The sequence below is a fragment of the Hydrogenophaga sp. genome (assembly GCF_051858985.1).
Lineage (GTDB): Bacteria > Pseudomonadota > Gammaproteobacteria > Burkholderiales > Burkholderiaceae_C > Hydrogenophaga.
The window spans coordinates 288,271-311,426 of the sequence record NZ_JBHYGM010000003.1 but is presented as its reverse complement, the minus strand read 5'-3'; the positions used below and the strand labels follow the sequence as shown (position 1 = coordinate 311,426).

Genomic DNA, 23,156 nt, shown 5'->3' with positions numbered 1-23,156 from the left:
TCAGTCGAACGCCCATTCGGCGGTGACTGCCTGACCGACGCGCAGGAACTGTCCGTCGCCCTCGGTCACGATCGCGTTCATGCCGAAAGTTACTGCGCCGTTGAGCCGCGCGTCCTGGCGATAGGCCTGCAAGGCGTCGCTCACCGCGGGGCTGGAGGCGGCGGTGTCGGGATCGACATTCGGAATGGGGCATCGCGCGCAGGGTTTCACGGTTTCGATCACCGCGGCGCCATCGCCGCCGGTGTGAATCCGCAGCGGGCCCACGCGGTCCTCGTCGTGGGCGTCCACGCCGCGCAGCACGATGTTGGGCCGGAATCGGCGCATGTCCACCGGCGCTTCCCCAGCGGCCACCAGGCGTTCGTTGAGGCCTTCGAGCGAGGCCGTGCTGGTCACGAGCAGGGCAAAACCGTCGGCAAACTGGGTGCCCGCCTCGCGGCCTCCCAGCCAGCGCGCGCTGCTCGGACGGCGCACCTCGGGGTCGAAACGCGCCAGGCGCAACTGTTTCAGACCCGCCGGCGCGTCGCGGCCCAGGAAGTCGCTGAACCACTGGGCCGCCAGGTCACCCATGTCGCAGGCCTGCACCTCGTCGTCCCACACGCGCACCTTCAGGGGGCCTTCGGCCGCGTTCAGTTCCAGGTGCAGGGCCAGCATGCCCGGCGCGCGCAGCACGAGCTGGCCCATCTTGAAGCTGGGCTGGATCAGGGCCATGCGCGGCAGTTCGCGCTGGCTCACGAACTCTCCCTGGGCGTCCACCACCATCCAGGATCGATCGAAGAGCAGTCCGGTGTCCGTCAGTTCGGCTTCATCCACCCTGACGCCCGCACAGGATTTCACCGGGTAGATCCAGAGCTGGTCGATGGTGGCCTGCACGTCGGCAGCGGAAGAGGCTTGAGCGTCGGTCATGTTGGAGAGAGGGGAATGCGACAGGCGGATGTGGGGGTTGCCCGGACGAGAAGGCCCGGATTGTGCCCTGCTCCTAGAATCGCTGCATGAATGCGACTGCTCCCCGCCCCGGCTCGACCCGGCGTTTCGATGTCGCCATCCGTGGGGCTGGCGTGGTGGGTCAGACCCTGGCGCTCCTGCTGGCGCGCGACCGGCTGCGCGTGGCGCTGGTCGGAACCACCCGCGCCGAGTCTGGCCAGAGCGATGTGCGCGCCTATGCCCTGAATGCCGCCTCGCGCGAACTGCTGCGTTCCGTGCGCGCCTGGCCCGAAGCCGGCCCGCAGGACGAGCGCACGCCACCCATCACCCCCGTGAGCGCCATGCAGGTCTGGGGCGACGACGGTGGCGAACTGCGTTTCTCCGCCGAAGACCAGGGCGCCGATGCCCTCACCTGGATCGTGGACGTACCGGCGCTGGAGCAGCGCCTGAACGACGCAGTGGGCTTCCAGGGCAGCATCGAGCGCGTGAGCGAGCCGCCCCAGGCGGCTCTGACCGTGGTGTGCGAAGGCAGGCGCAGCCAGACGCGCGACGAACTGGGACTTGAATTCGACGTGCGACCCTATCCACACAAGGCCCTTGCCGCGCGCCTGCGCTGCGAGCAACCCCACGGGGGCATTGCCCGCCAGTGGTTCGCCAACGGCGAGGTGATGGCCCTGCTGCCGCTCGGCGGCGAAACCGGGAACTCCGTGGCGCTGGTGTGGTCAGTTCCTGCACAGCAGGCGGATGCCTGGCTGCAAGCCGATCCCGAGACCTTCACCCAGGCCGTGCAGGCGCGCAGCGCCCAGGCTCTGGGCCACATGCACATGGAAAGCCCCGCCCAGGCCTGGCCCCTCGAACTCGCCCGCGCCCAGCGCTGGATTGCCCGCACCGCACAGGGCGGCGTGGCGCTGGCCGGCGACGCCGCGCACACCATGCACCCGCTGGCGGGCCAGGGACTCAACGTGGGACTGGCCGACGTGGGCGAACTCGCGCGCGTGTTGCAGCAACGCGAGTACTGGCGCGAACTCGGCGACCCCAAGCTGCTGCGCCGCTACGAACGTGCGCGCGCCGCCGAAGTGGGCGCCATGGGCTGGGTGACCGACGGCCTCTTCGGGCTCTTCTCCCACGACGACACGCGCGTGCAGGCCTTGCGCAACTGGGGGCTTTCCGGCTTCGACCGCAGCGGCCCGCTCAAGCGCTGGATCGCGCGCCAGGCCATGGGGCAGGCCGGCGCGTGAGCGCCCGCCCCGTGCATCCATTCCCCGACCCGCCCACACACGGCCCCACATGAAACTCCTCAAACACCTTCTGATCGCAGCGCTGGCTGCCCTGTCCCTGGGCGTGCACGCTCAGGAAGCCGCGATCCGCAAGAATCTGGCCGAACGCCTCCCCAACCTGCCCGCCATCGAGGAAGTGAGCAAGACGCCGTTTCCCGGCGTGTGGGAAGTGCGCCTGGCCGGCAACCGCCTGCTCTATTCGGACAACAGCGGCAACTACATCTTCCAGGGCGCGCTCATCGACACGCGCAACCGCGTCAACCTCACCGAGGTGCGGGTCGAACAGCTCACGGCCATCGACTTCAAGGACCTGCCCCTGAAGGACTCGTTCAAGCTGGTCAAGGGCAAGGGCACGCGCCAGATGGCCGTGTTCGAGGATCCCAACTGCAGCTACTGCAAGCGCCTGCATCGCGAGCTCGCCAAGGTGGACGACATCACCATCCACGTGTTCCTGATTCCCGTGCTGGGCGATGACTCGGTGGACAAGACCGAGCGCATCTGGTGCGCCAAGGACAGGGCCAGGACCTACACGGGCTGGATGCTCAACAACCAGCCGCCCGAAGCCGCCAGCTGCGACACCGCCGCGATCGAACGCAACAGCAAGCTGGCCAGCCAGCACGGCATCAACGGCACGCCCACGATGTTCTTCACCAACGACAAGCGGGTGCCCGGCTTCATTACCGCGGATCGCATCGAGGCCATGCTCAAGGAAGCCAAGTGACGACTCCGCGAGGCCGCAACCCGTCCCCTCGCGCCGCGGTGCGCTACACCGTCTCCGTCCTCAGCGCCCACGCTCACCTCTTTGCCATCACGCTGAGCGTGCCGAGCCCGGCGAAGAACCAGCGAGTGAGTCTGCCGGTTTGGATTCCAGGCAGCTACCTGGTGCGCGAGTTCTCCCAGCACCTGCAGCAGCTTCGTGCCTGGCAGGGCGGTCAGCCAGTCGACCTCAAGCAGCTCGACAAACACCGCTGGCAGGTGAATTGCGTTGCCGGCAAGCCGCTGGAGCTGCGCTACGAGGTGCATGCCTTTGACGCGTCGGTGCGCACCGCCTTCCTGGATGCCACCCGCGGCTTCTTCAACGCCACCAGCCTGTGCCTGCAGGTGCTGGGGCAGGAAGACGAGCCGCACGCGCTGGAGATCGAACGCGGCCCCGCCACCGAAAACTGGCAGGTCGCCACGGGTTTGACGCCTCACCGCGTGGACGCCGAGGGCTTTGGCCAGTACCGTGCGCGGGACTACGACGAACTGGCCGACTGCCCGGTTGAAATGGGCCGTTTCTGGAGCGGCCAGTTCATGGCTGGAGGGGTGCCGCACCGCTTCGTGGTGAGCGGCGCAGGGGCCTGGGTGGACAGCGCGAAGCTGCTGGAAGACACGCGGCGCATCTGCGAAACGCAGATCGCCTTCTGGCACGGAAAGGGCGGCGAGAAGCCGCCCTTTGACCGCTATGTCTTCATGCTGTACGCCAGCGGCGACGGTTATGGCGGGCTGGAGCATCGCAACTCCACCGCGCTGATCTGCCAGCGCAGCGACCTCCCGCGCCAGCGCGCGACCGGCGAAAAGCCGGCCGCCTTGAAAGCCACCGACGGCTACACCACGCTGCTGGGCCTCATCAGCCACGAGTATTTCCACACCTGGAATGTGAAGCGCCTGCGACCCGCCGAATTCGCGCGCTACGACTACGACGCCGAGAACCACACCGAGCTGCTGTGGTTCTTCGAAGGTTTCACCAGCTACTACGACGACCTGGTGCTGCGCCGCGCGGGCCTGATCGACGAGGCCTGCTACCTGCAACTCGTGGCCAAGACCCTGAACCAGGTGCGCCAGACGCCGGGACGGCTGGTCCAGACGGTGGCGCAGGCCAGCTTCGATGCCTGGGTGAAGTACTACCGCATTGGCGAGAACACGCCCAATGCCACGGTCAGCTACTACACCAAAGGTGCGCTGGTGGCCTTGTGCCTCGATCTCGTCCTGCGCGCCGAAGGCCACACCTCGCTCGACGCCGTGATGCGCGAACTCTGGCAGCGCTGCAAGGGTGGGCCCATGCGGGAGGCCGACTTGCTGCGTGCGCTCAAGCGCCTGGGAAAACGCAGCTTTGAAGGCGAGATCGCCGCCTGGGTGCACAGCACGGCCGAGCTGCCATTGCCCTCGCTGCTGCAGGAGGCGGGCGCCAAGGTCACGCATGAGAAGGCCCCGCTCGCCCAGCAACTGGGCCTGCGCGTTGCAGAAGTCAACGGCAGCGTGGTCTTGAAGAACGTGCTGCGCGGCGGCGCGGCCGAAGCCGCGGGCATGGCGCCGGGTGACGAATGGATCGGCATCGAGTTCGTCGCTTCGAAGCGCGGGGCAGCGCCTGAGGCGTGGCGCATCCACAAGCTCGACGAGGTGGCCGAGCTGCGCGGCACGAGAACCGATCTGACAGCCGTCGTGTCCCGAGACCGACGCATCCTGCATTGCTCCCTCGCATGGCCCACCGAGTCGCAGACGGTTCGCCTCGCGGTGGGCGATGCGGCTCGACTGGCGCCCTGGCTGGCGGAATGACGCGGGGCGCTCAGTAGCGCGGCAGGCGCGCCACCAGCTCCTGATCGAACCGCTGCAGGGTGGCTGCACCCTTGAGGTTGGAGAGCCCGTCGCGAATGCGCGGCAACACGGTCAGCAGATCGACGGGTGTCTTGCAGGCCTCGACGCGCATGGCCAGCGGCTCTCCCATGGGTCCGAGCTGGTCGTTGAGAAACCGCACCATCATGCGGCGCGCTTCGCTGAAAGGCAGCGGTGGCAGCGCCACGGCTTCGGGTGCCTCCGCCGGGGCAGGCGCCGCGCCCGCCACGGCCGGTGCGGGCGCGGTGGCCACCTCGACCAGCTCGACCCAGCCGGCGGCGACGAGTTGCTCCAGCAGGGGCGCAGCGCTGCCTTCGCCGCCGGAGAGCTTGTCCAGCTCGGCCACCGCCCGCTTGCCATCCACCATGATGAGCAGGGAGCGCAACCGGGGACCCAGACCGGGCGGTCGACTGGTCAGGGCCTCGCGTCCCTGGTCGGTTTTGACGAACAGTGTGTTTTTGTCCATGGGGCATCCCAAACTTTGCCGAAATGTAAGCGCAGCTCGGGCACGTGCCAAGCGGGTTGGCCCCCAACGGTCGATTTCTGCGCCCGGTGTGACCATCCCGCCGCGAAAGGGGGACTTTTCGCACAACCGTGTGCAAGCCCCGTGGAACCTAGCGTTGTCGCAGATCCACGACCCGCTTGGCCTTGCCCTGGCTGCGTTCCACGCCGCCTTCGGCCTTGAGCTCGATCGACACGCTGCTGCCCACATAGACCTTGATCTCGTGCTGCAGCAACTGCGCCGCGGCCCGCGCCTCGGTGCTGTCGGGTGCCAGTCCCGCGCGCGTCTCCACGGCCACCGTGAGGTTGTCCATGGGTCCCTCACGGGTGAGCACGCACTGGTAGTGCGCGCTGAGTTCGGGCCGCTTGAGGATGAGTTCCTCGATCTGCGTCGGGAAGACGTTGACCCCTCGCACGATCATCATGTCGTCGCTGCGGCCGGTGATCTTTTCCATGCGGCGCATGGGACGCGCGGTGCCCGGGAGCAAGCGGGTCAGGTCGCGCGTGCGGTAGCGGATGATGGGCAGCGCCTCCTTGGTGAGGCTGGTGAACACCAGTTCGCCCATCTCGCCGTCCGCCACCGGCTCGCCGGTTTCGGGATGGATGATCTCCGGGTAGAAATGGTCCTCCCAGATGGTCGGCCCGTCCTTGGTCTCGACGCATTCGTTGGCCACACCGGGACCCATCACCTCGGACAGGCCATAGATGTCCACGGCGTCGATCCCCATGCGCGCCTCGATCGCCATGCGCATGTCGTTGGTCCAGGGCTCGGCGCCGAAGATGCCCAGGCGCAGGCTGCTCTCGCGCGGGTCCATGCCGATGCGTTCGAACTCGTCGGCAATGGCCAGCATGTAGCTGGGCGTGACCATGATGATGTCGGGCCGGAAGTCCTGGATCAGCTGCACCTGCCGCTCGGTCTGGCCACCGCCAAAGGGCACCACCGTGAGGCCGAGTTTCTCGGCGCCGTAATGCGCCCCCAGGCCGCCGGTGAACAGGCCGTAGCCGTAACTCACATGCACCAGGTCGCCCGGGCGCGCGCCGCTGGCGCGGATGCTGCGCGCCATCACGCCGGCCCAGGTGTCGATGTCCTTGAGCGTGTAGCCGACCACCGTGGGTTTGCCGGTGGTCCCGCTGCTGGCGTGGATGCGGGCACAGCGCTCACGCGGCACGGCAAACATGCCGAAGGGGTAGCTGTCGCGCAGATCCTTCTTGGTGGTGAAGGGAAATTTCGCCAGGTCGGCGAGGCTGCGGCAGTCATCGGGGTGCACGCCGGCGGCATCGAACTTGGCGCGGTAAACGGGCGAGTTCTGGTATGCGTGACGCAGCGTGCCCTGCAGGCGCTTGAGCTGCAGCGCGCGCAGTTCGTCCACGCTGGCTTTCTCGATCGGTTCGAGGGGAAAGGTGTTCATGTTGCCTCCGGGAAGACGGTGCCCTGGATGACCGCGCTCTTGCCACGGAACATCGCCACCACCTCGCCGCGCTGGTTGGTGACCTTCATGTCGTAGATGCCGTGGCGCCCGCTCAGGGTCTGCTCCACGCCCTCGCACGTCAGCACGTCGCCCGCGTGGGAGGGGCGCAGGAACTCGATGCTGCAACCGGCGGCCACGGCGTTCCTGTTGTGGCTGTTGCAGGCGAAGGCGAAGGTGGAGTCCGCCAGCGTGAAGATGAAGCCCCCGTGGCAGATCTGGTGGCCATTGAGGTGCAGCGGCTTCACCGCCATGCGCAGGACCGCACGGCCCGGCTCGCAGGCCAGCAGTTCCATGCCCATGGTGTCCTTGCTCGCAGTGTCGACCGCGAACATGGTCTCGCCCACCTTTTTTGCTTTTTCCTGCGGGCTCATCATTCGCCCTTGAACCGGGCTGGACGTTTTTCGCGGAAAGCCATCACGCCCTCGATGTAGTCGTGCGTGCGTCCCAGCGACGACTGCGTGTCGCGTTCCACGTCGAGCTGCTGGTTCAGCGTGCGCGTGCCGGCATCGCGCAGCAACGCGCGAGTGGCGACCAGGGCTTTGGTGGGCATCACCGCAAGCCGCTCGGCCAGTGCCATCGCCGCGGCCACACAATCGTCCGACACATCCCACACCAGTCCCCATTCCCTGGCCTGCGCAGCGGGCAGCTTGTCGCCGGTCATGGCCAGGGCCATGGCGCGGGGCAGGCCCAGGCGCTCCACCAGGAACCAGCTGCCACCTGCATCGGGAATCAGCCCGATCTTGCTGAACGCCTGGATGAAGCTGGCGCCGGTGGCGGCGATGGCGATGTCGCAGGTCATGGCCAGCGACGCGCCCGCGCCCGCCGCCACGCCATTGACCGCCGCAATGGTGGGCATGCGAAGACCCTGGAGCTTGCGCACCGTGGGATTGAAGGCCTGGTCGATGACGGGTCCTGGGTCGGCGCGCTGCACCAGGTCCGGACCGGGCTCGAAGTCGAATTCCGCCAGATCGGCGCCAGCGCAGAATCCGCGCCCCGCGCCGGTGATGACCAGGGCGCGCACCGCCGCGTTGGCCTCGGCGCGGTCCAGCGCGGCCCACAGGTCGCGGTGCATCTGGCGGGTGAAGCTGTTCAGCGCCTCGGGCCGGTTGAGCGTGAGCAGGGCCACGGCCCCGCGCTCTTCGTACACAACGGTGGTTGTGGTCATGGTGCGGTCGTCTCCTCGAAGGGTGTGCTGCGCTGCAATTTACCATTAACCAACCATGCGGTCGGTTAATGTTTTCCCGGGGGCCCGAGTGGTCTGTATATATAGTCACGGGCTTTCAACCCGGCGCCGTTGCCCCAGGAGATGTCCCACATGACCGCAGCCAACCCACCCGAACTCATCACCGTGCGCACTGAAGGCCGCGTCGGCATCGTCACGCTGAACCGCCCCAAGCAGCTCAACGCGCTCAACAACCAGCTGATGGACGAGCTCGGCGCCGCGCTCAAGGGTTTCGACGCCGATGAGGGCATCGGCTGCATGATCGTCACGGGCAGCGAGAAGGCCTTTGCGGCAGGCGCCGACATCGGCGCCATGGCCAGCTACACCTTCGCCGACGTCTACAACGGCGACTACATCACCCGCAACTGGGAAACCATTCGCACCATCCGCAAGCCGGTCATTGCGGCAGTGAGCGGCTTCGCGCTCGGCGGCGGTTGCGAGCTGGCCATGATGTGCGACTTCATCATCGCGGCCGACAACGCGAAGTTCGGCCAGCCCGAGATCAAGCTCGGCATCATTCCGGGCGCCGGCGGCACGCAACGCCTGCCGCGTGCGGTGGGCAAGTCCAAGGCCATGGACCTGGTGCTCACCAGTCGCATGATGGACGCCAACGAAGCAGAACGCGCCGGGCTGGTCAGCCGCGTGGTGCCGCTGGACAAGCTCATGGAGGAGGCGCTGGGCGCCGCGCTCGTGATCTGCGGTTTCTCGCTGCCCAGCGTCATGGCGGCTAAGGAATCGGTCAACCGTGCGTTCGAAAGCAGCCTGTCCGACGGCGTGATGTTCGAGCGCCGGCTCTTCCACGCGATGTTCGCCACCGAGGACCAGAAAGAAGGCATGGACGCCTTCGTGAACAAGCGTCCCGCGAGCTTCCAGCACCGCTGAGAGGCCCGCAAAAGCTGGCTATAATGCGCGCTTCGCTGGCGATATAGCTCAGTTGGTTAGAGCGCAGCATTCATAATGCTGATGTCGGTGGTTCAAGTCCACCTATCGCCACCAGCACATTCCAGAAGCGGGTTCCGGCAACGGACCCGCTTCTTTCATTTGGGGCATGCAGCATGGCCTTGAAATCGACCATTTTCAAAGCAAACCTGCAGATCGCCGACATCGACCACGGCTACTACGCCGACCACGCGCTTACCCTGGCCCGCCATCCCAGCGAGACCGACGAACGCATGATGGTGCGGCTGGTGGCGCTGGCAATTCACGCGCACGAACTGCAGGACACCTGCCGTGGCGACGGCACGCTGGCCTTTGGCTCGGGCCTGTCCGACCCGGAAGACCCTGACGTCTCGCTCACCGACTTCACCGGCCGCAAACGCCTGTGGATCGAGGTCGGCCAGCCGGAGGACAAGCCGCTGGCCAAGGCCTGCAGCAAGGCCGACGCCGTGGTGGTCTATGCGTTCGGCAGCGCGGCCGACGTGTGGTGGCGCGGCATCGAGAGCAAGCTCTCGCGCCTGGAGCGCCTGCAGGCCTGGCGACTTCCGACCGAGGTGGCGCCCGCGCTGGCGCAGCTCGCCGAACGCAGCATGCACCTGCAGGCCACGGTGCAGGAAGGTTCGCTCACGCTCTCCAGCGAACGGGGCAGCGTCCACATCGAACCGGTCCGCTGGAAATAACCACGCGCAACGCGCCGTGCACTGCCCTGTCTGCGAAGGCCCGCACGGCCACCCTTTCCAGACCATCGACGAACGCGCCTACGCGCGCTGCGCTCAGTGCGAGGCCACCTTTCTGCTGCCGGCTCACTGGCCCACGGCCGAGGCCGAGCGCGCCGAATACGAGTTGCACCGCAACAGCCCCGACGACGCCGGCTACCGGGCGTTCCTCGCGCGGCTGGCGAACCCGCTGTTGCAGCGGCTGGCAGCGGGCAGTTCGGGACTGGACTTCGGCTGCGGCCCCGGCCCGGTGCTGGCCGGCATGTTGCGAGAGGCCGGGCACCGGGTGGCGCTGTACGACCCGTTCTTCCACCCCGACGATGCCGCGCTGGACCAGCGCCACGACTTCATCACCTGCACCGAGGTGGTCGAACACTTCCACCACCCTGCCGCCGAATTCCGGCGGCTGAACGATCTGCTCAAGCCGGGCGGCTGGCTGGCGGTGATGACGCGCCTGCAGACCGACGACGCGCGTTTTGCGCAATGGCACTACCGTCGCGACCCGACCCATGTGGTGTTCTACCGCCGCGCCACGTTCGAGCATCTGTCGAACGCGCACGGCTGGAGCCTGGAGGTGCCGGCCCCGAACGTGCTCCTGATGCGCAGGACCTCGCCCTGACGCGTCTTCAGCTGTCGCTGCGGCGGTGCTCGACCCAGATCAGTTCGCCGGTGTTCACGCCCAGCGCGGCCGCCTGGGCCACCAGCTGTTCCCGCACGCCTGGGGGCAGCTGCTTGTCGCGAGACAGAATCCAGAGGTAATCGGTGTTCGGCCCGATGACCATGGCCCAGCGGTAACCCGGGTCCAGCGCAATCACGTGGTAGCCCCCGTAGAACGGACCGAAGAAGGAGACCTTCAGCGACGCGGTGTTGGCGTCGCCCGTGAACAGCGCGCGACCCAATGCCTCTTTCCATTCACCCTTCTGTGCGTCGAAGCCGCGGTTGATCACCGCGACCGAGCCGTCCGCATTCAGCCTGTAGGTGGCGTTCACGTCGCTCAGGCCGCGTTCGAAGCCATGGTCCAGCCGCGCGATCTCGTACCACTTGCCGGCGTAGCGCTGCACGTCGAACGGGCTCACCACCTTCACGCCATCGGGCGGCGTGGTGAAACAGCCGCCCAGGAACGGCAGCACGGCGAGGCAGGCCGCAAGGAACCAGCGGTGTGGGAGGCGCGATGGGCGGTGTGGTTTCATGGTGTCGTGGCATTGTGCGCCGGGGCTCGCGTGAGACAATCGCGGCCTCGCCCATGCCCCTGGCATGCGGTGCGGTTTTCCTCCCACAGCCTCTGGACACACACCATGAACCGCTGCCTGCTTTCCACCGGCCTGCTGGCCGTCTTTCTGTTCTCGCTCACCCCGTTGTCACCGGCCCATGCGCAGGCGGTGCAACGCGAGTTTCCGGCCAAGGCACTGCGCGGCTCCATGGTGGTGGTGCAGCCACCGCTGGTGGCCATGGACGACAAGCCCACGCGCTTCGCGCCCGGTGCGCGCATCCTCGACACCAGCAACCGCCTCGTGCAGCCCGCGACCCTGGTCAACCAGGAACTCACGGTCAACTACACGCTCGACCTGCGCGGTCAGGTTCACCAGGTGTGGCTGTTGTCGGAGGCCGAGGCGAAGGTCAAGCGCGCCGGCAACGGCGTGCAGCGCAATTACGTCTTCGAGTCCCAGCAGAGCACGCCTGCCGCCGGCACGTCGGCTCCCGTCCAGAGCAACTGAGCGGCCGCAATCGGTCCGCTTCGCCGGCCGTGCCCGGCAGGCCGCAGCCATTTCCGATCGGAATTCCCCATGAGCAAGAAAGTCTTCATCAAAACCTTTGGCTGCCAGATGAACGAGTACGACTCGGACAAGATGGCCGACGTGCTCGGCGCGGCGCAAGGTTATGAACCCACGCAGGATGTCGAAGAGGCCGACCTGATTCTTTTCAACACCTGCTCGGTGCGCGAGAAGGCGCAGGAGAAGGTGTTTTCCGACCTGGGCCGCGTGAAACACCTCAAGGACAAAGGCGTGCTGATCGGCGTCGGGGGTTGCGTGGCCAGCCAGGAAGGCGCCGAGATCATCAAGCGCGCGCCCTATGTGGACGTGGTGTTCGGCCCGCAGACGCTGCACCGCCTGCCCGAGTTGTTGAACCAGCGCGCGCGCCAGGCCCTGCCCCAGGTCGACATCAGCTTTCCCGAGATCGAGAAGTTCGACCACCTGCCCCCGGCCAAGGTCGACGGCGGCTCCGCATTCGTCTCGATCATGGAAGGGTGCTCCAAGTACTGCAGCTATTGCGTGGTGCCGTACACGCGCGGCGAGGAAGTGAGCCGGCCGTTCGACGACGTGCTGGTGGAGGTGGCTGGGCTGGCCGACCAGGGCGTGAAGGAAGTGACGCTGCTCGGCCAGAACGTGAACGCCTACCGTGGCACCATGGGCGACACCGCGGACATCGCCGACTTCGCGCTGCTGCTCGAGTACGTGGCAGAGATCCCGGGGATCGAGCGCATCCGCTACACCACGAGCCACCCCAACGAATTCACGCCGCGCCTGATCGAGGCGTACGCCAGGATCCCGAAGCTGGTGAACCACCTGCACCTGCCCGTGCAGCACGGCAGCGACCGCATCCTCATGGCCATGAAACGCGGCTACACGGCCATGGAATTCAAGAGCACGGTGCGCAAGCTGCGCGCGATCCGGCCAGACCTCGCCATGAGCAGCGATTTCATCGTCGGCTTTCCTGGAGAGACCGACGAGGATTTCGACAAGATGATGAAGCTCATCCACGACGTCGGCTTCGACGCCAGCTTCAGCTTCATCTTCAGCCCGCGGCCCGGCACACCCGCAGCCAACCTGCCTGACGACACGCCGCACGAGGTGAAGCTGCGCCGCCTGCAGCACCTGCAAGCCGTCATCGAAGACAACGTCAAGCGCATCAGTGCCAGCCGCGAGGGCACGGTGCAGCGCATCCTGGTGGAGGGCCGCTCGCGCAAGAGCGAGGCCGAGCTGATGGGACGCACGGAATGCAACCGCATCGTGAACTTCGAGGGCGGTGCGCAGGCACAGCGCCTCATCGGGCAGATGATCGACGTGCGAATCACCGAAACCCGGCCGCACTCCCTGCGCGGTGAAGTCCTGGTCCGCGAGTCTGTATGACACCCCCGCGCCAAAGCCAGTTACGCGGTGTTTCGCGATGAGGCCCGGCTCCCAGATGTTGACCCGATGAAACCGATGCGCTTTTCGTTCCAGCAATTGCTGCTGGTGGCCTTTCTGCTCATTGGTGCGCTGCTGGGCGCAGCGGCCTTGCGCGCGCTGTTCTCGCTGGAGACCTTGATGGCGCAGAGCCGGGACAGCGCGTCGCAGGCGATTGCCTTGTCGACCGCCGCGCAGTCGCTTTCCGAACGCAGCCTGACCATGGAGCGCGCAGCGCGACAGTCGCTGGTGCTGCGGGACAACCAGCTGCGCCAGCGATTCGACGAAGCCGCCGGCAACGCGCGCGACATCCTGCGCCGGCTCGAGGACAACGAGCTGCCACCCGAGTACGCCTACAACTGGCGCGACCGGCTCGATGTGATCGTCGGCCTGCTCGACGGCCCGCCCGAAACCGCGCTGGACCGGGAGCGCGAAGTGGCCCGGGTCTTCCGCGAGGTCGACGGCCACAGCGCGTCCATCGCGCAGAAGGTGCAGTCCATCATCAGGACCCGCAACGACGCGCTGCAGGCGCGCTTCGAAACGAGCCGCCAGGAGCTGACCCAGCAGGTGGTGGGCTCGATCGGCGTGGCAGCCGTGATGGCGCTGGCTTTCGGCATCTGGCTGGCGCGGCCTTTCCAGCGTCTCGAAAAGGCCATCCAGGGCCTGGGTGAAAACCGCCTGGACGTGCCCATTGAAATTCCCGGGCCATCCGACGTGCGCCGCGTGAGCCAGCAGCTGGACTGGCTGCGGCTGCGCCTGACCGAGCTCGATGCCGACAAGGCGCGTTTCCTGCGGCACGTGTCGCACGAGCTCAAGACGCCACTGGCCTCCATGCACGAGGGCGTGGCGGTACTGGGCGATGGGGTGGCCGGCGCGCTCAATCCCAACCAGGCCGAGGTGGTGACGATCCTGCGGCACAACACCCAGTTGCTGCAGCACCAGATCGAGGCACTGCTGCGCTTCAACGCCGCGGCATTCGAAGCGCGCCAGCTCAAGCGCGAGCGCACCGACCTGCTGGCGCTGGTGGAAGACCAGATCGACACCCAGCGTCTTCAATGGCAGGCGCAGGGTCTGCGCGTGCACGCCGGCGGCGCGCCCGTGACGTTGCAGATCGATCGCGAGAAGATCGCCTCCGCCGTGAGCAACCTGTTGTCCAACGCCATCCGCTTTTCGCCGCAGGGCGGCGAGATCCGGCTTTCGCTGGTGGAGCTGCCGGGCCGGGCCTGCCTGGACATCCTGGACGAAGGTCCGGGGGTGGCCGAGGCCGATCGCGACCGCATCTTCGAGCCCTTCTACCGCGGCGAAAGACAACCCCAGGGCGCTGCACGTGGCACGGGCATCGGCCTGTCCATCGTGCACGAGTACATTGTGGCTCACGGGGGTCGCATCGAACTGCTGCCCCGGCGCCAGGGCGCCCACTTCCGAATCGAACTTCCATGCTAGATATGAACACCCCCGCAGCGTGTTCGCCCAGCGAACACGCTTCCCCCCTCCAGGGGGCAACACCTGCGGCCCGGCAAACCCGGATCCGCGGTGTTTCGCGACCTGTATTGCCTCGCGCTTCGCGCATCGGCCTGTTGACTTTGCTGGCCAGCACGCTGGTGGCCTGCGGCACCGCCCCCGCGGCGCCACCCGTTGAAACCGTGCCCGTGGTGCCTTCGGTCCTGACGCCTCCTCCAGCCGCATCGCCCTTGCCGCCGCCCCCGCCCTCGCTCACCGTGACGCCGGTTCAGCCACCGCCGGTGCAGCCGCCGGTGGTGCTCGACTCGGAGTCGCGCGCGGTACCGGACGTCATCACCGCGCTGCTCACCTACGCCGAGCGCCTGCGTGTGCTCAACCCCACCGATCTGGCCGCCGAGATCGTGGTGCTGGGCGATCCCGGCAATGTGCCGCTGCGCCAGATGCAACTGGCGCTGGCACTCATGCACACCCACCTGCCGGCCGACACGGCCCGTTCGCTGGGACTGGTGCAGCGCGTGGTCGGACACCCTGGGCCGGAGAGCGTGCAGCTCAAGCCGCTGGCGCGCCTGATGGCCGAACGGCTCACGGAAATGCGCCGGCTGGAAGACCTGAACGACCGCCACCAGCAGCAACTGCGCGACAGCCAGCGCCGCATCGACCAGCTCAACGAACGCCTGGAAGCCATGCGCGCCATCGAGCGCAGCCTGAATTCGCGCCCGAGCGCCACCCCCGCACCGCCGGCTTCGGCACCCGCGCCCACCCCTGCGCGGCCCGCGCCCTGACGCCCCACCGTCGCGATGAACGCCGCCGTGACCACCGCCAACGCCTCGGGAACGCCCCGCGCGCGCCTGCTGGTGGTGGACGACGACGCCGACATGCTGCGCCTGCTGGCCATGCGACTGGGCTCGGCCGGCTACCACATCACCTCCGTGGGTTCGGCCGAGGCGGCGCTGGCGCAGCTCGACATCGAACGTCCCCAGCTGGTGCTCTCCGACGTGCGCCTGCCCGGGCGCGACGGCCTGGCGCTGTTCGACGAGATCCGTGCGCGCCACCCTTCCCTGCCGGTGATCCTCCTCACCGCGCACGGCACGATTCCCGACGCGGTGGAGGCCACCGCGCGCGGCGTCTTCACCTACCTCACCAAGCCCTACGACGCCAAGGAACTGCTCGAGAAGATCGCCCAGGCGCTGGCCCTGGGCGCGCCCGCACACCAGAGCGCGCAGGTCGACGAGGCCTGGCGCAGCGAGATCGTGAGCCGTTCCAACCGCATGGCCGACGTGCTGGCCGAAGCGCGCATGGTCGCCCAGAGCGACGCCAGCGTGCTGCTGCGCGGCGACTCCGGCACCGGCAAGGAAATGCTCGCACGCGCCATCCACAAGGCCAGCGCGCGCGCCAACAAGCCTTTCGTGGCGGTGAACTGTGGCGCCATTCCGGAAGCGCTGCTGGAGTCCGAACTCTTCGGCCACATGAAGGGCGCCTTCACCGACGCCGTGGCCAACCACAAGGGCCTGTTCCAGACGGCCGATGGCGGCACCCTGCTGCTCGACGAGATCGGTGACATGCCGCCCGCGCTGCAGGTCAAGCTGCTGCGCGTGCTGCAGGAGCGCGCGGTGCGCCCGCTGGGATCGAGCCAGTCGCTGCCGGTGGACGTGCGCATCATCTCGGCCACGCACCGCAACCTCGAAGACGCCATGGCCACCGCGCAGTTCCGAGAGGACCTGTACTACCGGCTCAACGTGGTCACGCTCACGCTGCCGACGCTGGCCGAACGGCGCGAGGACATCGCCCTGCTGGCCAACCACTTCCTGGCCAAGCTCGCGGCCAAATACGGCAAGCGCAGTTCGGGCTTCGCGCCCGAAGCGCTCAAGGCACTCACCATGGCCGCCTGGCCGGGCAATGTGCGCCAGCTCTACAACGTGGTGGAGCAGGTCTGCGCCCTGTCCACCACGCCGCTGGTGTCGCTCGCGCTGGTGCAGCGCGCGCTGCGCACGCCGTCGGTGGAGGTCCTCAGTTTTGCCGATGCCAAGCAGCGTTTCGAGCGCGAGTACCTGGTCGACCTGCTGAAGATGACCGACGGCAACGTGGCCGATGCCGCACGCCTGGCGCAGCGCAACCGCACCGAGTTCTACCGTCTGCTGCAGAAACACGCCCTCACGCCGGGTCTGTTCAAGAGCGACAGTTTCGGGCTTTCCCCGGGCGTGGGCAGCGACCTTGTCGCCGATGAGTGACACGCTCAAGCTGTTGTTTTCATTGAAGTTTTTCTGAAGCAAGTGTCCCGCTGTCGCTGATTGGCGACAAAAAGGCGAACTTTCAGCCCCTCGGGAATACCCTGAGACGGCTCCGGGGGCAGGCCGCTGCTGCAAGTGCTTGATTCACAAGCGCTTTTTCGCGCTGGCACAGGCCTTGCCCCATACAGGGCATGACCCTGTCTTTTTCGCCTCATCACACGCTGCAGCAGACCCGCCGCTGGGCGGTGCTGTTTGCGCTGCAGGCCCTGTTTTTCGGGGCGTCAGCGCACGCCCAGGCCTTTGACTTCGACAGCGTGAGCCGGCTGGCTCAGACCCGCGCTGCGGAGCCCTATCGCGCAAACAGCGACAAGCTGCCGGCCGAGCTGGCCAACATCACCTACGACCAGTTGCGCGACATCCGGTTCAAGCCGGCGCAATCGGTCTGGCGCGCCGAACAGCTGCCTTTCGAGGCCCAGTTCTTCCACCTCGGCCTCTACCAGACCGAGCCGGTCCGCATCCACGAGATCACGCCCCAGGGCTCGGTCAGCCACCTGCCCTACCGCGGCGCCGATTTCGACTACGGCAAGAACACCTTCAACCCAGCCCCCTGGGGCGACCTTGGCCATGCCGGTTTCCGCCTGCACTACCCGCTCAACGGGACGCAGTACAAGGACGAGCTGATCGTGTTCCAGGGCGCAAGCTACTTCCGCGCGCTCGGTGCAGGCCAGCAATACGGCCTGTCCGCGCGCGGCCTGGCGATCGACACGGTGGGCGGCAGCGGTGAGGAATTTCCGCGCTTCTCCGAGTTCTGGATCCAGCGTCCTGCCGCCGGTGCCACTGAAGTGACGGTGCTGGCGCTGCTGGAGTCGCCGCGGGCCACGGGTGCCTACCGTTTCGTGGTGCGCCCGGGCCAGCAGACCACCACCACGGTGACGGCGCGCGTTTACCTGCGTGCCGGTGCCGGCCCGGTGAACACGCTGGGCATCGCGCCGCTCACGAGCATGTTCCTCTCGGGCGAGAACCAGCCCGCGCCCGGCGACTTCCGTCCCGAAGTGCACGACTCCGACGGCCTGATGATGGTCAGCGGCGAAGGTGAATGGATGTGGCGCCCTTTGCAGCGCCCCAACGGCATCGCGGTGAGTTCGTTTGCCATGCAGAACCCGCGCGGTTTTGGCCTGATGCAGCGCGACCGCAGCTTCGCCAGCTACGAAGACGTGGAAGCGCGCTACGAGCGCCGTCCGAGCGCCTGGATCAAGCCCCTGGGCAACTGGGGCGCCGGCCGCGTGGAACTGGTGCAGCTGCCGACACCCGACGAGACGCACGACAACATCGTTGCCTACTGGGTGCCCGCCACCCTGCCAGCACCGGGCCAGCCGCTGGAAGTGGCCTACGAAATGGCCTGGCAAGGCGACAACCAGCAGCGCCCGCCGTCGAGCTGGGTCACGCAGACGCGCCGCGGCTACGGCTTCACCCGCCTCACACCCGCCGAGCAACTGCAGCAACCGCAGTACGTGCTGGATTTCACCGGCCCGGCCCTGGACGCCCTGCCCGCCGGCGCACCGGTGCGCGCGGTGGTCACGGCCAACAGCAACGGCCGCGTGATCGAAGCGCTGGCCTATCCCAACCCCGCCACGCGCTCCTGGCGCGTGAGCCTGCGCGTTGAGCGCATCGATGCGAAGCAGCCCGTCGAGCTGCGCGCCTACCTCCAACACATCAACGACACCGTGAGCGAAACATGGACACATCTGCTGCTACCCGAATGAGCTCCACGCCCTCCAGCACCCACCTGCGCGAAGTGCGTCATCCGAATTCGGTCACCGCGCCGCCGATCAACCGTGGCTCCATGGTGCCGCGCCCGTGGCGCGGTTTCTGGAACAGCATCGGTACCGCGCTGCTCAGCACCGCCAGCCGTGCCCTGCCGCCGTACAACCGCGATGACGCCACGCGCGAAAGCGCGGAACAGCCCATGGCCTGGCAACGTGCAGCCAACCGCCGCCGCGCGGTGTTCGCGCTGCTCACGGTGCTGAGCACGGCATTTGCCACCAGCCTGTTTGCCGATGCGCAGCCGGTCCACCCGAACCCGTGGCTGCAGTACGGCCAGCTCGCGCTGTTCGCGCTGCTCTCGGCCTGGGTGGTCACCGGTTTCGTCACCGCGCTCATGGGGTTCTGGGTCTCGCTGCGGGGCGACGCCCACACCCTGTCGGCAGCTTCCGTGCGCAACGACCCGATGAACCCGGACGCTCGCACCGCGATCATCATGCCGATCTGCAACGAGGACGTGGCCACGGTGTTCGCCGGCCTGCGCGCCACCTGCGAATCGCTGGCCGCCACCGGCCACTCGCGCCAGTTCGACGTGTTCGTGCTGTCCGACAGCTACAACCCCGCCATCGCTGCGGCCGAAAAGTCGGCCTGGGAAGACCTGCGCGCTGCGCTCGCCGCCCAGCCCGAACTGCCGCAGATCGAGGTGTACTACCGCCTGCGCACGCGCCGCAGCCACCGCAAGGCCGGCAACGTGGCCGATTTCTGCCGCCGCTGGGGCAAGGACTACCGCTACATGGTCGTGCTCGATGCCGACAGCGTCATGAGCGGGAGCTGCATCGTCTCCATGGTCAAGCTGATGGAAGCCAACCCGCAAGCCGGCATCGTGCAGACCGCCACGCAGGCCATCGGCCACGCCACGCTGCACGCCCGCGCGCAGCAGTTCGGCTCACGCGTCACCGGTCGTCTGTTCACGCTGGGCATGCAGTTCTGGCAGCTCGGCGAGTCGCACTACTGGGGCCACAACGCCATCATCCGCGTCGAGCCTTTCATGAAGCATTGCGCGCTGGCGCCCATCAAGGGCACCGGCGGCATGTCGGGCGGCATCATGAGCCACGACTTCGTCGAAGCCGCGCTGATGCGCCGCGCCGGCTACCACGTGTGGCTGGTCTCCGACCTCACCGGCAGCTACGAGCAGCAGCCGCCCGATCTGCTGAGCGAACTGCAGCGCGACCGCCGCTGGTGCCAGGGCAACCTGCAGAACTCGCGCCTGATGGCCGAACCCGGCATCCACCGCGTGCACCGCACGATGTTCGCCATCGGTGCCATGTCGTACATCTCGGCGCCGCTGTGGCTGGCGTTCCTGAGCTTCGGCACGGCGCTGTGGGTGTCCGACGCGGGCATGGCCACCTTCTGGCAAGCCATGCCGGACGAGCTTCGTGCCCTGTGGGCCTGGACGCTGTCGATGCTGTTCCTGCCTCGCGTGCTGGGTCTGCTGGCGGTGTTCATGAAGCGCGAACAGAAGTCGTTTGGTGGCACGGCCGCCCTGCTCGGCAGCTCGGTGGCGGAAACGGTGCTGGCCCTCCTGCAGGCCCCCATCCGCATGCTGGCGCATTCGCTCTTCGTGCTGGTGGCGATCACCGGCATCAAGCTGGAGTGGAAGTCGCCCCCGCGGGAAGCCAACGGCGTGAGCTGGCGCGATGCGCTCACCAGCCTGGCGCCGATGACGCTGGTGATCGGCCTGATGGCCGTGGGCGTGGCCGCGATCAACCCGATGGCCCTGATCTGGCTCGCCCCGGTCGCCCTGCCGCTGCTGCTGGCCGTGCCCCTGACTGTGGCCACCAGCCATGTGGATCTGGGTGCCTGGATGCGCTCACGCGGCGTGCTGCTGATTCCCGAGGAATCGTGGTCGCCTGCGGTGCTGCGCCGTGCGTGGCGTCATGCGAGCCGCTTCACGGTGCCTTCGGCTGCGTGAATACCGTTCACTCGACCATGTAGGCAGGGTCGGACGAAGCGGATGCGCGCTCTCCGGCCTGGCGCGAGGTTGACGAACGAAACGCTCAACCTCTACGCAGCCAGCCCATCACTGAGCCTCCAAGCTGATTCACAACCAGCCCAAAGAGAACCAAGCACGTCCCCAACCACTGCTGCGGCAACGGCAACTCGCCAAAGAACACCCACGCCGCCCACAGGCCCACCACTGGCACCAGCAGAGAAAACGGTGTGACGCGCCCGGCCGGGTGGCGCTTGAGCAGGCGGGTCCACAGGCTGTAGGCCAGCAGCGTGGCGAACCACGCCAGGAACAGCACAACCAGGAACGACTTCAGGTTCAGGCCGGCGAGCTGTTGCCACACAAGCTGCGGCCCATCCATCCAGACCGCGAGCAACAGGAACGGCAGGATCGGGAACACGCTGCTCCAGACAATGAAAGGCAGCGGGTCGTAGTCCGACACCCGGTTGGCCAGGCGCGCCACCAGGTTGGAGACCGCCCACATGAACGCGGCCGACAGCGTGAGCACGAAGCCCGCCAGCGTCATCTGACCCGGGCCTTCGCCGTGTGCCGTGGCGATCAGCAACAAGCCCGCCAGCGCCACACCCAGGCCCAGCCACTGCGCGCCCCGTGCGCGTTCGCCCAGCACCGGCACCGCCAGCAGCAGCGTGAAGAACGCCTGCGTCTGCATCACCACCGAGGCCATGCCCGCGGTCATGCCCAGCTTCAGCCCAAGGAACAGAAACCCGAACTGCCCCAATCCCTGCGCCAGGCCGTAGCCCACCACGTAGCGCCATGGCAGCTTGGGGAAACTCACGAACAACAGGAAGGGCAAGGCCGCCAGCGCGAAGCGCAGCGCACCCAGCAACATGGGGCCCACGTCCTGCAAACCCACCTTCATCACCACAAAATTCAGACCCCAGATCACCACCACGCCCAGCGCGCGCAGCAGGTCCCCACGAGACAGCGGCAGCACCGTCATGCGGGCGACCTCACCGGCCGCCCCTGGGCCTCACGCGCGGCCACGAACGCTTCGAACGCCTCGGCGCTGGTCTTCTGCGGTGTGTAGCCGAACCGCTGCTTCAGCGCGGTGTTGAGCAGCACCGGGCGGTAGCGCAGAAAGTCCAGTTGCTCGGGGCCGTAGCGCGTGAGGCCCAGCGCAGATCCGACCCGCAGTGCCAGGCGCAGCACGCCGGCTGGCAGCACGCGCGGCTGCTTGTTCAGACGGCGCGCGATCTCGAAAAGGCTGAGTGCGCCATCTCCAGCGAGGTTGTAGCAACCCGGCACGCCTTGGCCGCTCAAGGCATGCAGGATGGCGCCGGTCACGTCCTCGTCCCACACGAAGACGAACGGGCTGTCGCTGCCAGCAATCGCCAGGATGCGCGGCTTCTCGAACAGCGCGGTGATCTGGTTGTCCACGCGCTCGCCCAGGATGGTGCCGATGCGCAGCACGGTCTGGCGCAAGGCGGGATGCGCTGCGCGTGCCTCGGCCAGCATCTCTTCCACCAGGCGCTTGTGGTGCGCATAGGCAAACACCTCGTTGCCGCGCAGGGGATGGTGTTCGGTGAGCCAAGCCGGGTTGTCGGCGTGGTAACCGTAGGCGGCGCCGCTGCTGGAGACCACGAGGTGCCGGACACCATGGGCCAGGCAGGCGTCGATCACGTTGCGCGTGCCGCCCACGTCCACCGAGTGTTCGAACTCGCGGTTCGAGCCCTTGCCCGGCGTGACGATGGAAGCCAGGTGCACCACGGTATCGATGGCGTGGCGCGCCATGGTGTCTGCCAGGGCCGCGTCGCGCACGTCCTGCGCCACGGTCAGCACACCGGGCAGGCGGCGCTCGGCAGGCACTTCGCGCACGTCCACGGCCACCACCTGTTCCACCCCGGGTTGCTGCGCGAGCGCCGCGACCAGGCCGCGCCCGAGAAAGCCGTCGGCGCCCGTGACCAGCACGCGCCGGGCCGCGTGGCCGGGGCTCATTTCGGGGCCGCCGGGACGCCGCCCTGCAAGGGCCGCCTGGCCCACCAGCTGGCCAGGATCAGGCCAGCGATGATGTCCCAGAAGCCCCACACGCCTGCCACCACCGCCATGCCCCCCAGCCCGCCAAAGAAGCTGAAGATGATGACCAGGCCCAGCCCCGCGTTGCGGATGCCGACCTCGATGGAGAGCGCGCGCCGGTCGTAGTCCGGCAGGCCGGCGGCGCGCGCGATCGCGTAGCCGGTGCCAAAGGCCAGCGCGTCGTGGATCACCACCGCCAGCAAGACCAGGCCCACGTAGTCCAGGAAATAGCGCCAGTTGCCGGCAATGGCACCGACGATGAAGGCGATGAGCGCGAGAAAACTGAGGACGCGCACCGGTTTCTTGAAGCGCAGGGTCCAGTTGGGAAACCGGTGAGCGCACCAGAGCCCCAGCACGAAGGGCACGCCGATGATCAGCAGGATGTGGCCGACCATCTCCAGCGGGTCCAGCGCAATCGTCTTGAGCAGCGGCGCCGCGGTGGGATGGATGCCGCCCCAGAACGCGAAGTTGAGCGGCATGGCGACGATGGCGATCGCGTTGGACACCGCCGTCATCGACACGCTGAGCGCCACATTGCCGTTGGCCCGGTGGGTGAGAATGTTGCTCACGTTGCCCGGAGGGCAACACGCCACCAGGATCATGCCCAGCGCAATGCTGGGGCCGGGCTGCAGCAACAGCGTGAGCACGAAGGTGATGGCGGGTAATGCAACGAACTGCGCCACGATGCCCACCGTGAACGCCAGCGGCATGCGCATGACACGGCGGAAATCGTCGATGCGCGTGTCCAGTGCGATGCCGAACATCAGGAAGGCCAGCACGCCGTTGAGCACGGCCAGCGAGGCCGGGTTGAAGTTGAGCCGGATTTCGTCCACGGGCAGCATGCGTTGTCTCCTCTTGTGGGTGTC

Annotated in this window: 22 protein-coding genes and 1 tRNA gene; 14 read left to right on the top strand and 9 right to left on the bottom strand. The window is 67.4% G+C overall.

The annotated features are described in order from the left end of the window. Positions 1-903 carry an MOSC domain-containing protein gene (locus ACTIEY_RS13870; RefSeq protein ID WP_439519719.1) on the bottom strand — a complete coding sequence of 301 codons (903 nt, stop codon included), beginning with the start codon at positions 901-903 and terminating at the stop codon, positions 1-3. A gap of 86 nt (positions 904-989) precedes the next feature. Here ACTIEY_RS13870 and ACTIEY_RS13865 point away from each other — a divergent pair, with 86 nt between their 5' ends. Genes ACTIEY_RS13865 through ACTIEY_RS13855 form a run of 3 tightly spaced genes read left to right on the top strand, consistent with a single transcriptional unit; the run spans position 990 to position 4,733 of the window. Further along, on the top strand, positions 990-2,159 hold the full coding sequence (locus ACTIEY_RS13865; RefSeq protein WP_439519718.1) for an FAD-dependent monooxygenase: 1,170 nt from the start codon (positions 990-992) through the stop codon (positions 2,157-2,159). Positions 2,160-2,208: 49 nt separating this feature from the next. Continuing rightward, positions 2,209-2,919, top strand: a complete 711-nt coding sequence (locus ACTIEY_RS13860) for a DsbC family protein (RefSeq protein ID WP_439519717.1) — start codon at positions 2,209-2,211, stop codon at positions 2,917-2,919. After that, complete coding sequence (locus tag ACTIEY_RS13855; RefSeq protein ID WP_439519716.1) at positions 2,916-4,733, top strand: M61 family metallopeptidase; 1,818 nt, start codon at positions 2,916-2,918, stop codon at positions 4,731-4,733. The genes ACTIEY_RS13860 and ACTIEY_RS13855 overlap by 4 nt, the downstream gene beginning before the upstream one ends. A 10-nt stretch (positions 4,734-4,743) precedes the next feature. Here ACTIEY_RS13855 and ACTIEY_RS13850 read toward each other — a convergent pair whose 3' ends face one another. The 4 genes from ACTIEY_RS13850 to ACTIEY_RS13835 form a co-directional block, all read right to left on the bottom strand. Further along, the gene (locus ACTIEY_RS13850; protein ID WP_439519715.1) at positions 4,744-5,256 is read right to left on the bottom strand and encodes a hypothetical protein; all 513 of its coding nucleotides are present in this window, start codon (positions 5,254-5,256) and stop codon (positions 4,744-4,746) included. Between the two features lie 148 nt (positions 5,257-5,404). Continuing rightward, positions 5,405-6,700: a phenylacetate--CoA ligase PaaK gene (gene paaK, locus ACTIEY_RS13845; RefSeq protein ID WP_439519714.1), complete on the bottom strand. Its 1,296-nt coding sequence runs from the start codon at positions 6,698-6,700 to the stop codon at positions 5,405-5,407. Then, positions 6,697-7,131: a hydroxyphenylacetyl-CoA thioesterase PaaI gene (paaI, locus tag ACTIEY_RS13840; protein ID WP_439520297.1), complete on the bottom strand. Its 435-nt coding sequence runs from the start codon at positions 7,129-7,131 to the stop codon at positions 6,697-6,699. The genes paaK and paaI overlap by 4 nt, the downstream gene beginning before the upstream one ends. After that, positions 7,131-7,925 (bottom strand): enoyl-CoA hydratase-related protein, encoded by a 795-nt coding sequence (locus ACTIEY_RS13835; protein WP_439519713.1) that lies wholly within the window; start codon positions 7,923-7,925, stop codon positions 7,131-7,133. Before ACTIEY_RS13835 ends, paaI begins: the two co-directional genes overlap by 1 nt. Before the next feature lie 150 nt (positions 7,926-8,075). Between ACTIEY_RS13835 and ACTIEY_RS13830 the strand changes: the two genes are divergently transcribed. The 4 genes from ACTIEY_RS13830 to ACTIEY_RS13815 all read left to right on the top strand — a co-directional run bounded on the left by ACTIEY_RS13830 (position 8,076) and on the right by ACTIEY_RS13815 (position 10,253). Beyond that, positions 8,076-8,864 carry an enoyl-CoA hydratase gene (locus ACTIEY_RS13830; protein WP_439519712.1) on the top strand — a complete coding sequence of 263 codons (789 nt, stop codon included), beginning with the start codon at positions 8,076-8,078 and terminating at the stop codon, positions 8,862-8,864. A 37-nt stretch (positions 8,865-8,901) separates the two neighbouring features. Further along, positions 8,902-8,978: transfer RNA gene (locus tag ACTIEY_RS13825), tRNA-Met, on the top strand. 59 nt (positions 8,979-9,037) lie between these two features. Beyond that, the gene (locus ACTIEY_RS13820; RefSeq protein WP_439519711.1) at positions 9,038-9,598 is read left to right on the top strand and encodes a YaeQ family protein; all 561 of its coding nucleotides are present in this window, start codon (positions 9,038-9,040) and stop codon (positions 9,596-9,598) included. Positions 9,599-9,614: 16 nt separating this feature from the next. After that, complete coding sequence (locus tag ACTIEY_RS13815; protein ID WP_439519710.1) at positions 9,615-10,253, top strand: class I SAM-dependent methyltransferase; 639 nt, start codon at positions 9,615-9,617, stop codon at positions 10,251-10,253. 7 nt (positions 10,254-10,260) lie between these two features. Here the strand turns inward: ACTIEY_RS13815 and ACTIEY_RS13810 are convergent, their stop codons facing one another. Beyond that, the gene (locus tag ACTIEY_RS13810; RefSeq protein WP_439519709.1) at positions 10,261-10,824 is read right to left on the bottom strand and encodes a lipocalin family protein; all 564 of its coding nucleotides are present in this window, start codon (positions 10,822-10,824) and stop codon (positions 10,261-10,263) included. 105 nt (positions 10,825-10,929) lie between these two features. Between ACTIEY_RS13810 and ACTIEY_RS13805 the strand changes: the two genes are divergently transcribed. From ACTIEY_RS13805 to mdoH, 7 genes are all read left to right on the top strand, one after another. Further along, positions 10,930-11,349: a hypothetical protein gene (locus ACTIEY_RS13805; RefSeq protein WP_439519708.1), complete on the top strand. Its 420-nt coding sequence runs from the start codon at positions 10,930-10,932 to the stop codon at positions 11,347-11,349. Between the two features lie 69 nt (positions 11,350-11,418). Further along, a complete protein-coding gene (gene miaB, locus ACTIEY_RS13800) occupies positions 11,419-12,762 on the top strand; it encodes a tRNA (N6-isopentenyl adenosine(37)-C2)-methylthiotransferase MiaB (protein ID WP_439519707.1) in 1,344 nt (447 codons plus the stop codon). Between the two features lie 66 nt (positions 12,763-12,828). After that, positions 12,829-14,241 carry a sensor histidine kinase gene (locus tag ACTIEY_RS13795; RefSeq protein WP_439519706.1) on the top strand — a complete coding sequence of 471 codons (1,413 nt, stop codon included), beginning with the start codon at positions 12,829-12,831 and terminating at the stop codon, positions 14,239-14,241. Positions 14,242-14,348: 107 nt separating this feature from the next. Continuing rightward, positions 14,349-15,041 (top strand): hypothetical protein, encoded by a 693-nt coding sequence (locus ACTIEY_RS13790; RefSeq protein WP_439519705.1) that lies wholly within the window; start codon positions 14,349-14,351, stop codon positions 15,039-15,041. 15 nt (positions 15,042-15,056) lie between these two features. After that, positions 15,057-16,487 carry a sigma 54-interacting transcriptional regulator gene (locus ACTIEY_RS13785; RefSeq protein ID WP_439519704.1) on the top strand — a complete coding sequence of 477 codons (1,431 nt, stop codon included), beginning with the start codon at positions 15,057-15,059 and terminating at the stop codon, positions 16,485-16,487. A gap of 191 nt (positions 16,488-16,678) precedes the next feature. Next, complete coding sequence (locus ACTIEY_RS13780) at positions 16,679-18,250, top strand: glucan biosynthesis protein G (protein ID WP_439519703.1); 1,572 nt, start codon at positions 16,679-16,681, stop codon at positions 18,248-18,250. Beyond that, positions 18,223-20,220, top strand: a complete 1,998-nt coding sequence (gene mdoH / locus ACTIEY_RS13775) for a glucans biosynthesis glucosyltransferase MdoH (RefSeq protein WP_439519702.1) — start codon at positions 18,223-18,225, stop codon at positions 20,218-20,220. Before ACTIEY_RS13780 ends, mdoH begins: the two co-directional genes overlap by 28 nt. Before the next feature lie 85 nt (positions 20,221-20,305). Here the strand turns inward: mdoH and ACTIEY_RS13770 are convergent, their stop codons facing one another. The 3 genes from ACTIEY_RS13770 to ACTIEY_RS13760 are packed head-to-tail and all read right to left on the bottom strand — an operon-like array spanning position 20,306 to position 23,132. Beyond that, positions 20,306-21,217, bottom strand: a complete 912-nt coding sequence (locus ACTIEY_RS13770) for an EamA family transporter (protein WP_439519701.1) — start codon at positions 21,215-21,217, stop codon at positions 20,306-20,308. Then, on the bottom strand, positions 21,214-22,212 hold the full coding sequence (locus ACTIEY_RS13765; RefSeq protein ID WP_439519700.1) for an SDR family oxidoreductase: 999 nt from the start codon (positions 22,210-22,212) through the stop codon (positions 21,214-21,216). The genes ACTIEY_RS13770 and ACTIEY_RS13765 overlap by 4 nt, the downstream gene beginning before the upstream one ends. Further along, positions 22,209-23,132, bottom strand: coding sequence for a bile acid:sodium symporter family protein (locus ACTIEY_RS13760; protein WP_439519699.1), 924 nt, complete (start codon positions 23,130-23,132; stop codon positions 22,209-22,211). Before ACTIEY_RS13760 ends, ACTIEY_RS13765 begins: the two co-directional genes overlap by 4 nt. Positions 23,133-23,156 lie beyond the last annotated feature (24 nt).

Bases quoted from the DNA above. Each gene is read 5' to 3' on its own strand.
- ACTIEY_RS13870 (WP_439519719.1), bottom strand. From the start codon at position 903: ATGACCGACGCTCAAGCCTCTTCCGCTGCCGACGTGCAGGCCACCATC.
- ACTIEY_RS13865 (WP_439519718.1), top strand. From the start codon at position 990: ATGAATGCGACTGCTCCCCGCCCCGGCTCGACCCGGCGTTTCGATGTC.
- ACTIEY_RS13860 (WP_439519717.1), top strand. From the start codon at position 2,209: ATGAAACTCCTCAAACACCTTCTGATCGCAGCGCTGGCTGCCCTGTCC.
- ACTIEY_RS13850 (WP_439519715.1), bottom strand. From the start codon at position 5,256: ATGGACAAAAACACACTGTTCGTCAAAACCGACCAGGGACGCGAGGCC.
- paaK (WP_439519714.1), bottom strand. From the start codon at position 6,700: ATGAACACCTTTCCCCTCGAACCGATCGAGAAAGCCAGCGTGGACGAA.
- paaI (WP_439520297.1), bottom strand. From the start codon at position 7,131: ATGAGCCCGCAGGAAAAAGCAAAAAAGGTGGGCGAGACCATGTTCGCG.
- ACTIEY_RS13835 (WP_439519713.1), bottom strand. From the start codon at position 7,925: ATGACCACAACCACCGTTGTGTACGAAGAGCGCGGGGCCGTGGCCCTG.
- ACTIEY_RS13830 (WP_439519712.1), top strand. From the start codon at position 8,076: ATGACCGCAGCCAACCCACCCGAACTCATCACCGTGCGCACTGAAGGC.
- ACTIEY_RS13820 (WP_439519711.1), top strand. From the start codon at position 9,038: ATGGCCTTGAAATCGACCATTTTCAAAGCAAACCTGCAGATCGCCGAC.
- ACTIEY_RS13810 (WP_439519709.1), bottom strand. From the start codon at position 10,824: ATGAAACCACACCGCCCATCGCGCCTCCCACACCGCTGGTTCCTTGCG.
- ACTIEY_RS13805 (WP_439519708.1), top strand. From the start codon at position 10,930: ATGAACCGCTGCCTGCTTTCCACCGGCCTGCTGGCCGTCTTTCTGTTC.
- miaB (WP_439519707.1), top strand. From the start codon at position 11,419: ATGAGCAAGAAAGTCTTCATCAAAACCTTTGGCTGCCAGATGAACGAG.
- ACTIEY_RS13795 (WP_439519706.1), top strand. From the start codon at position 12,829: ATGAAACCGATGCGCTTTTCGTTCCAGCAATTGCTGCTGGTGGCCTTT.
- ACTIEY_RS13785 (WP_439519704.1), top strand. From the start codon at position 15,057: ATGAACGCCGCCGTGACCACCGCCAACGCCTCGGGAACGCCCCGCGCG.
- ACTIEY_RS13780 (WP_439519703.1), top strand. From the start codon at position 16,679: ATGACCCTGTCTTTTTCGCCTCATCACACGCTGCAGCAGACCCGCCGC.
- mdoH (WP_439519702.1), top strand. From the start codon at position 18,223: ATGGACACATCTGCTGCTACCCGAATGAGCTCCACGCCCTCCAGCACC.
- ACTIEY_RS13770 (WP_439519701.1), bottom strand. From the start codon at position 21,217: ATGACGGTGCTGCCGCTGTCTCGTGGGGACCTGCTGCGCGCGCTGGGC.
- ACTIEY_RS13765 (WP_439519700.1), bottom strand. From the start codon at position 22,212: ATGAGCCCCGGCCACGCGGCCCGGCGCGTGCTGGTCACGGGCGCCGAC.
- ACTIEY_RS13760 (WP_439519699.1), bottom strand. From the start codon at position 23,132: ATGCTGCCCGTGGACGAAATCCGGCTCAACTTCAACCCGGCCTCGCTG.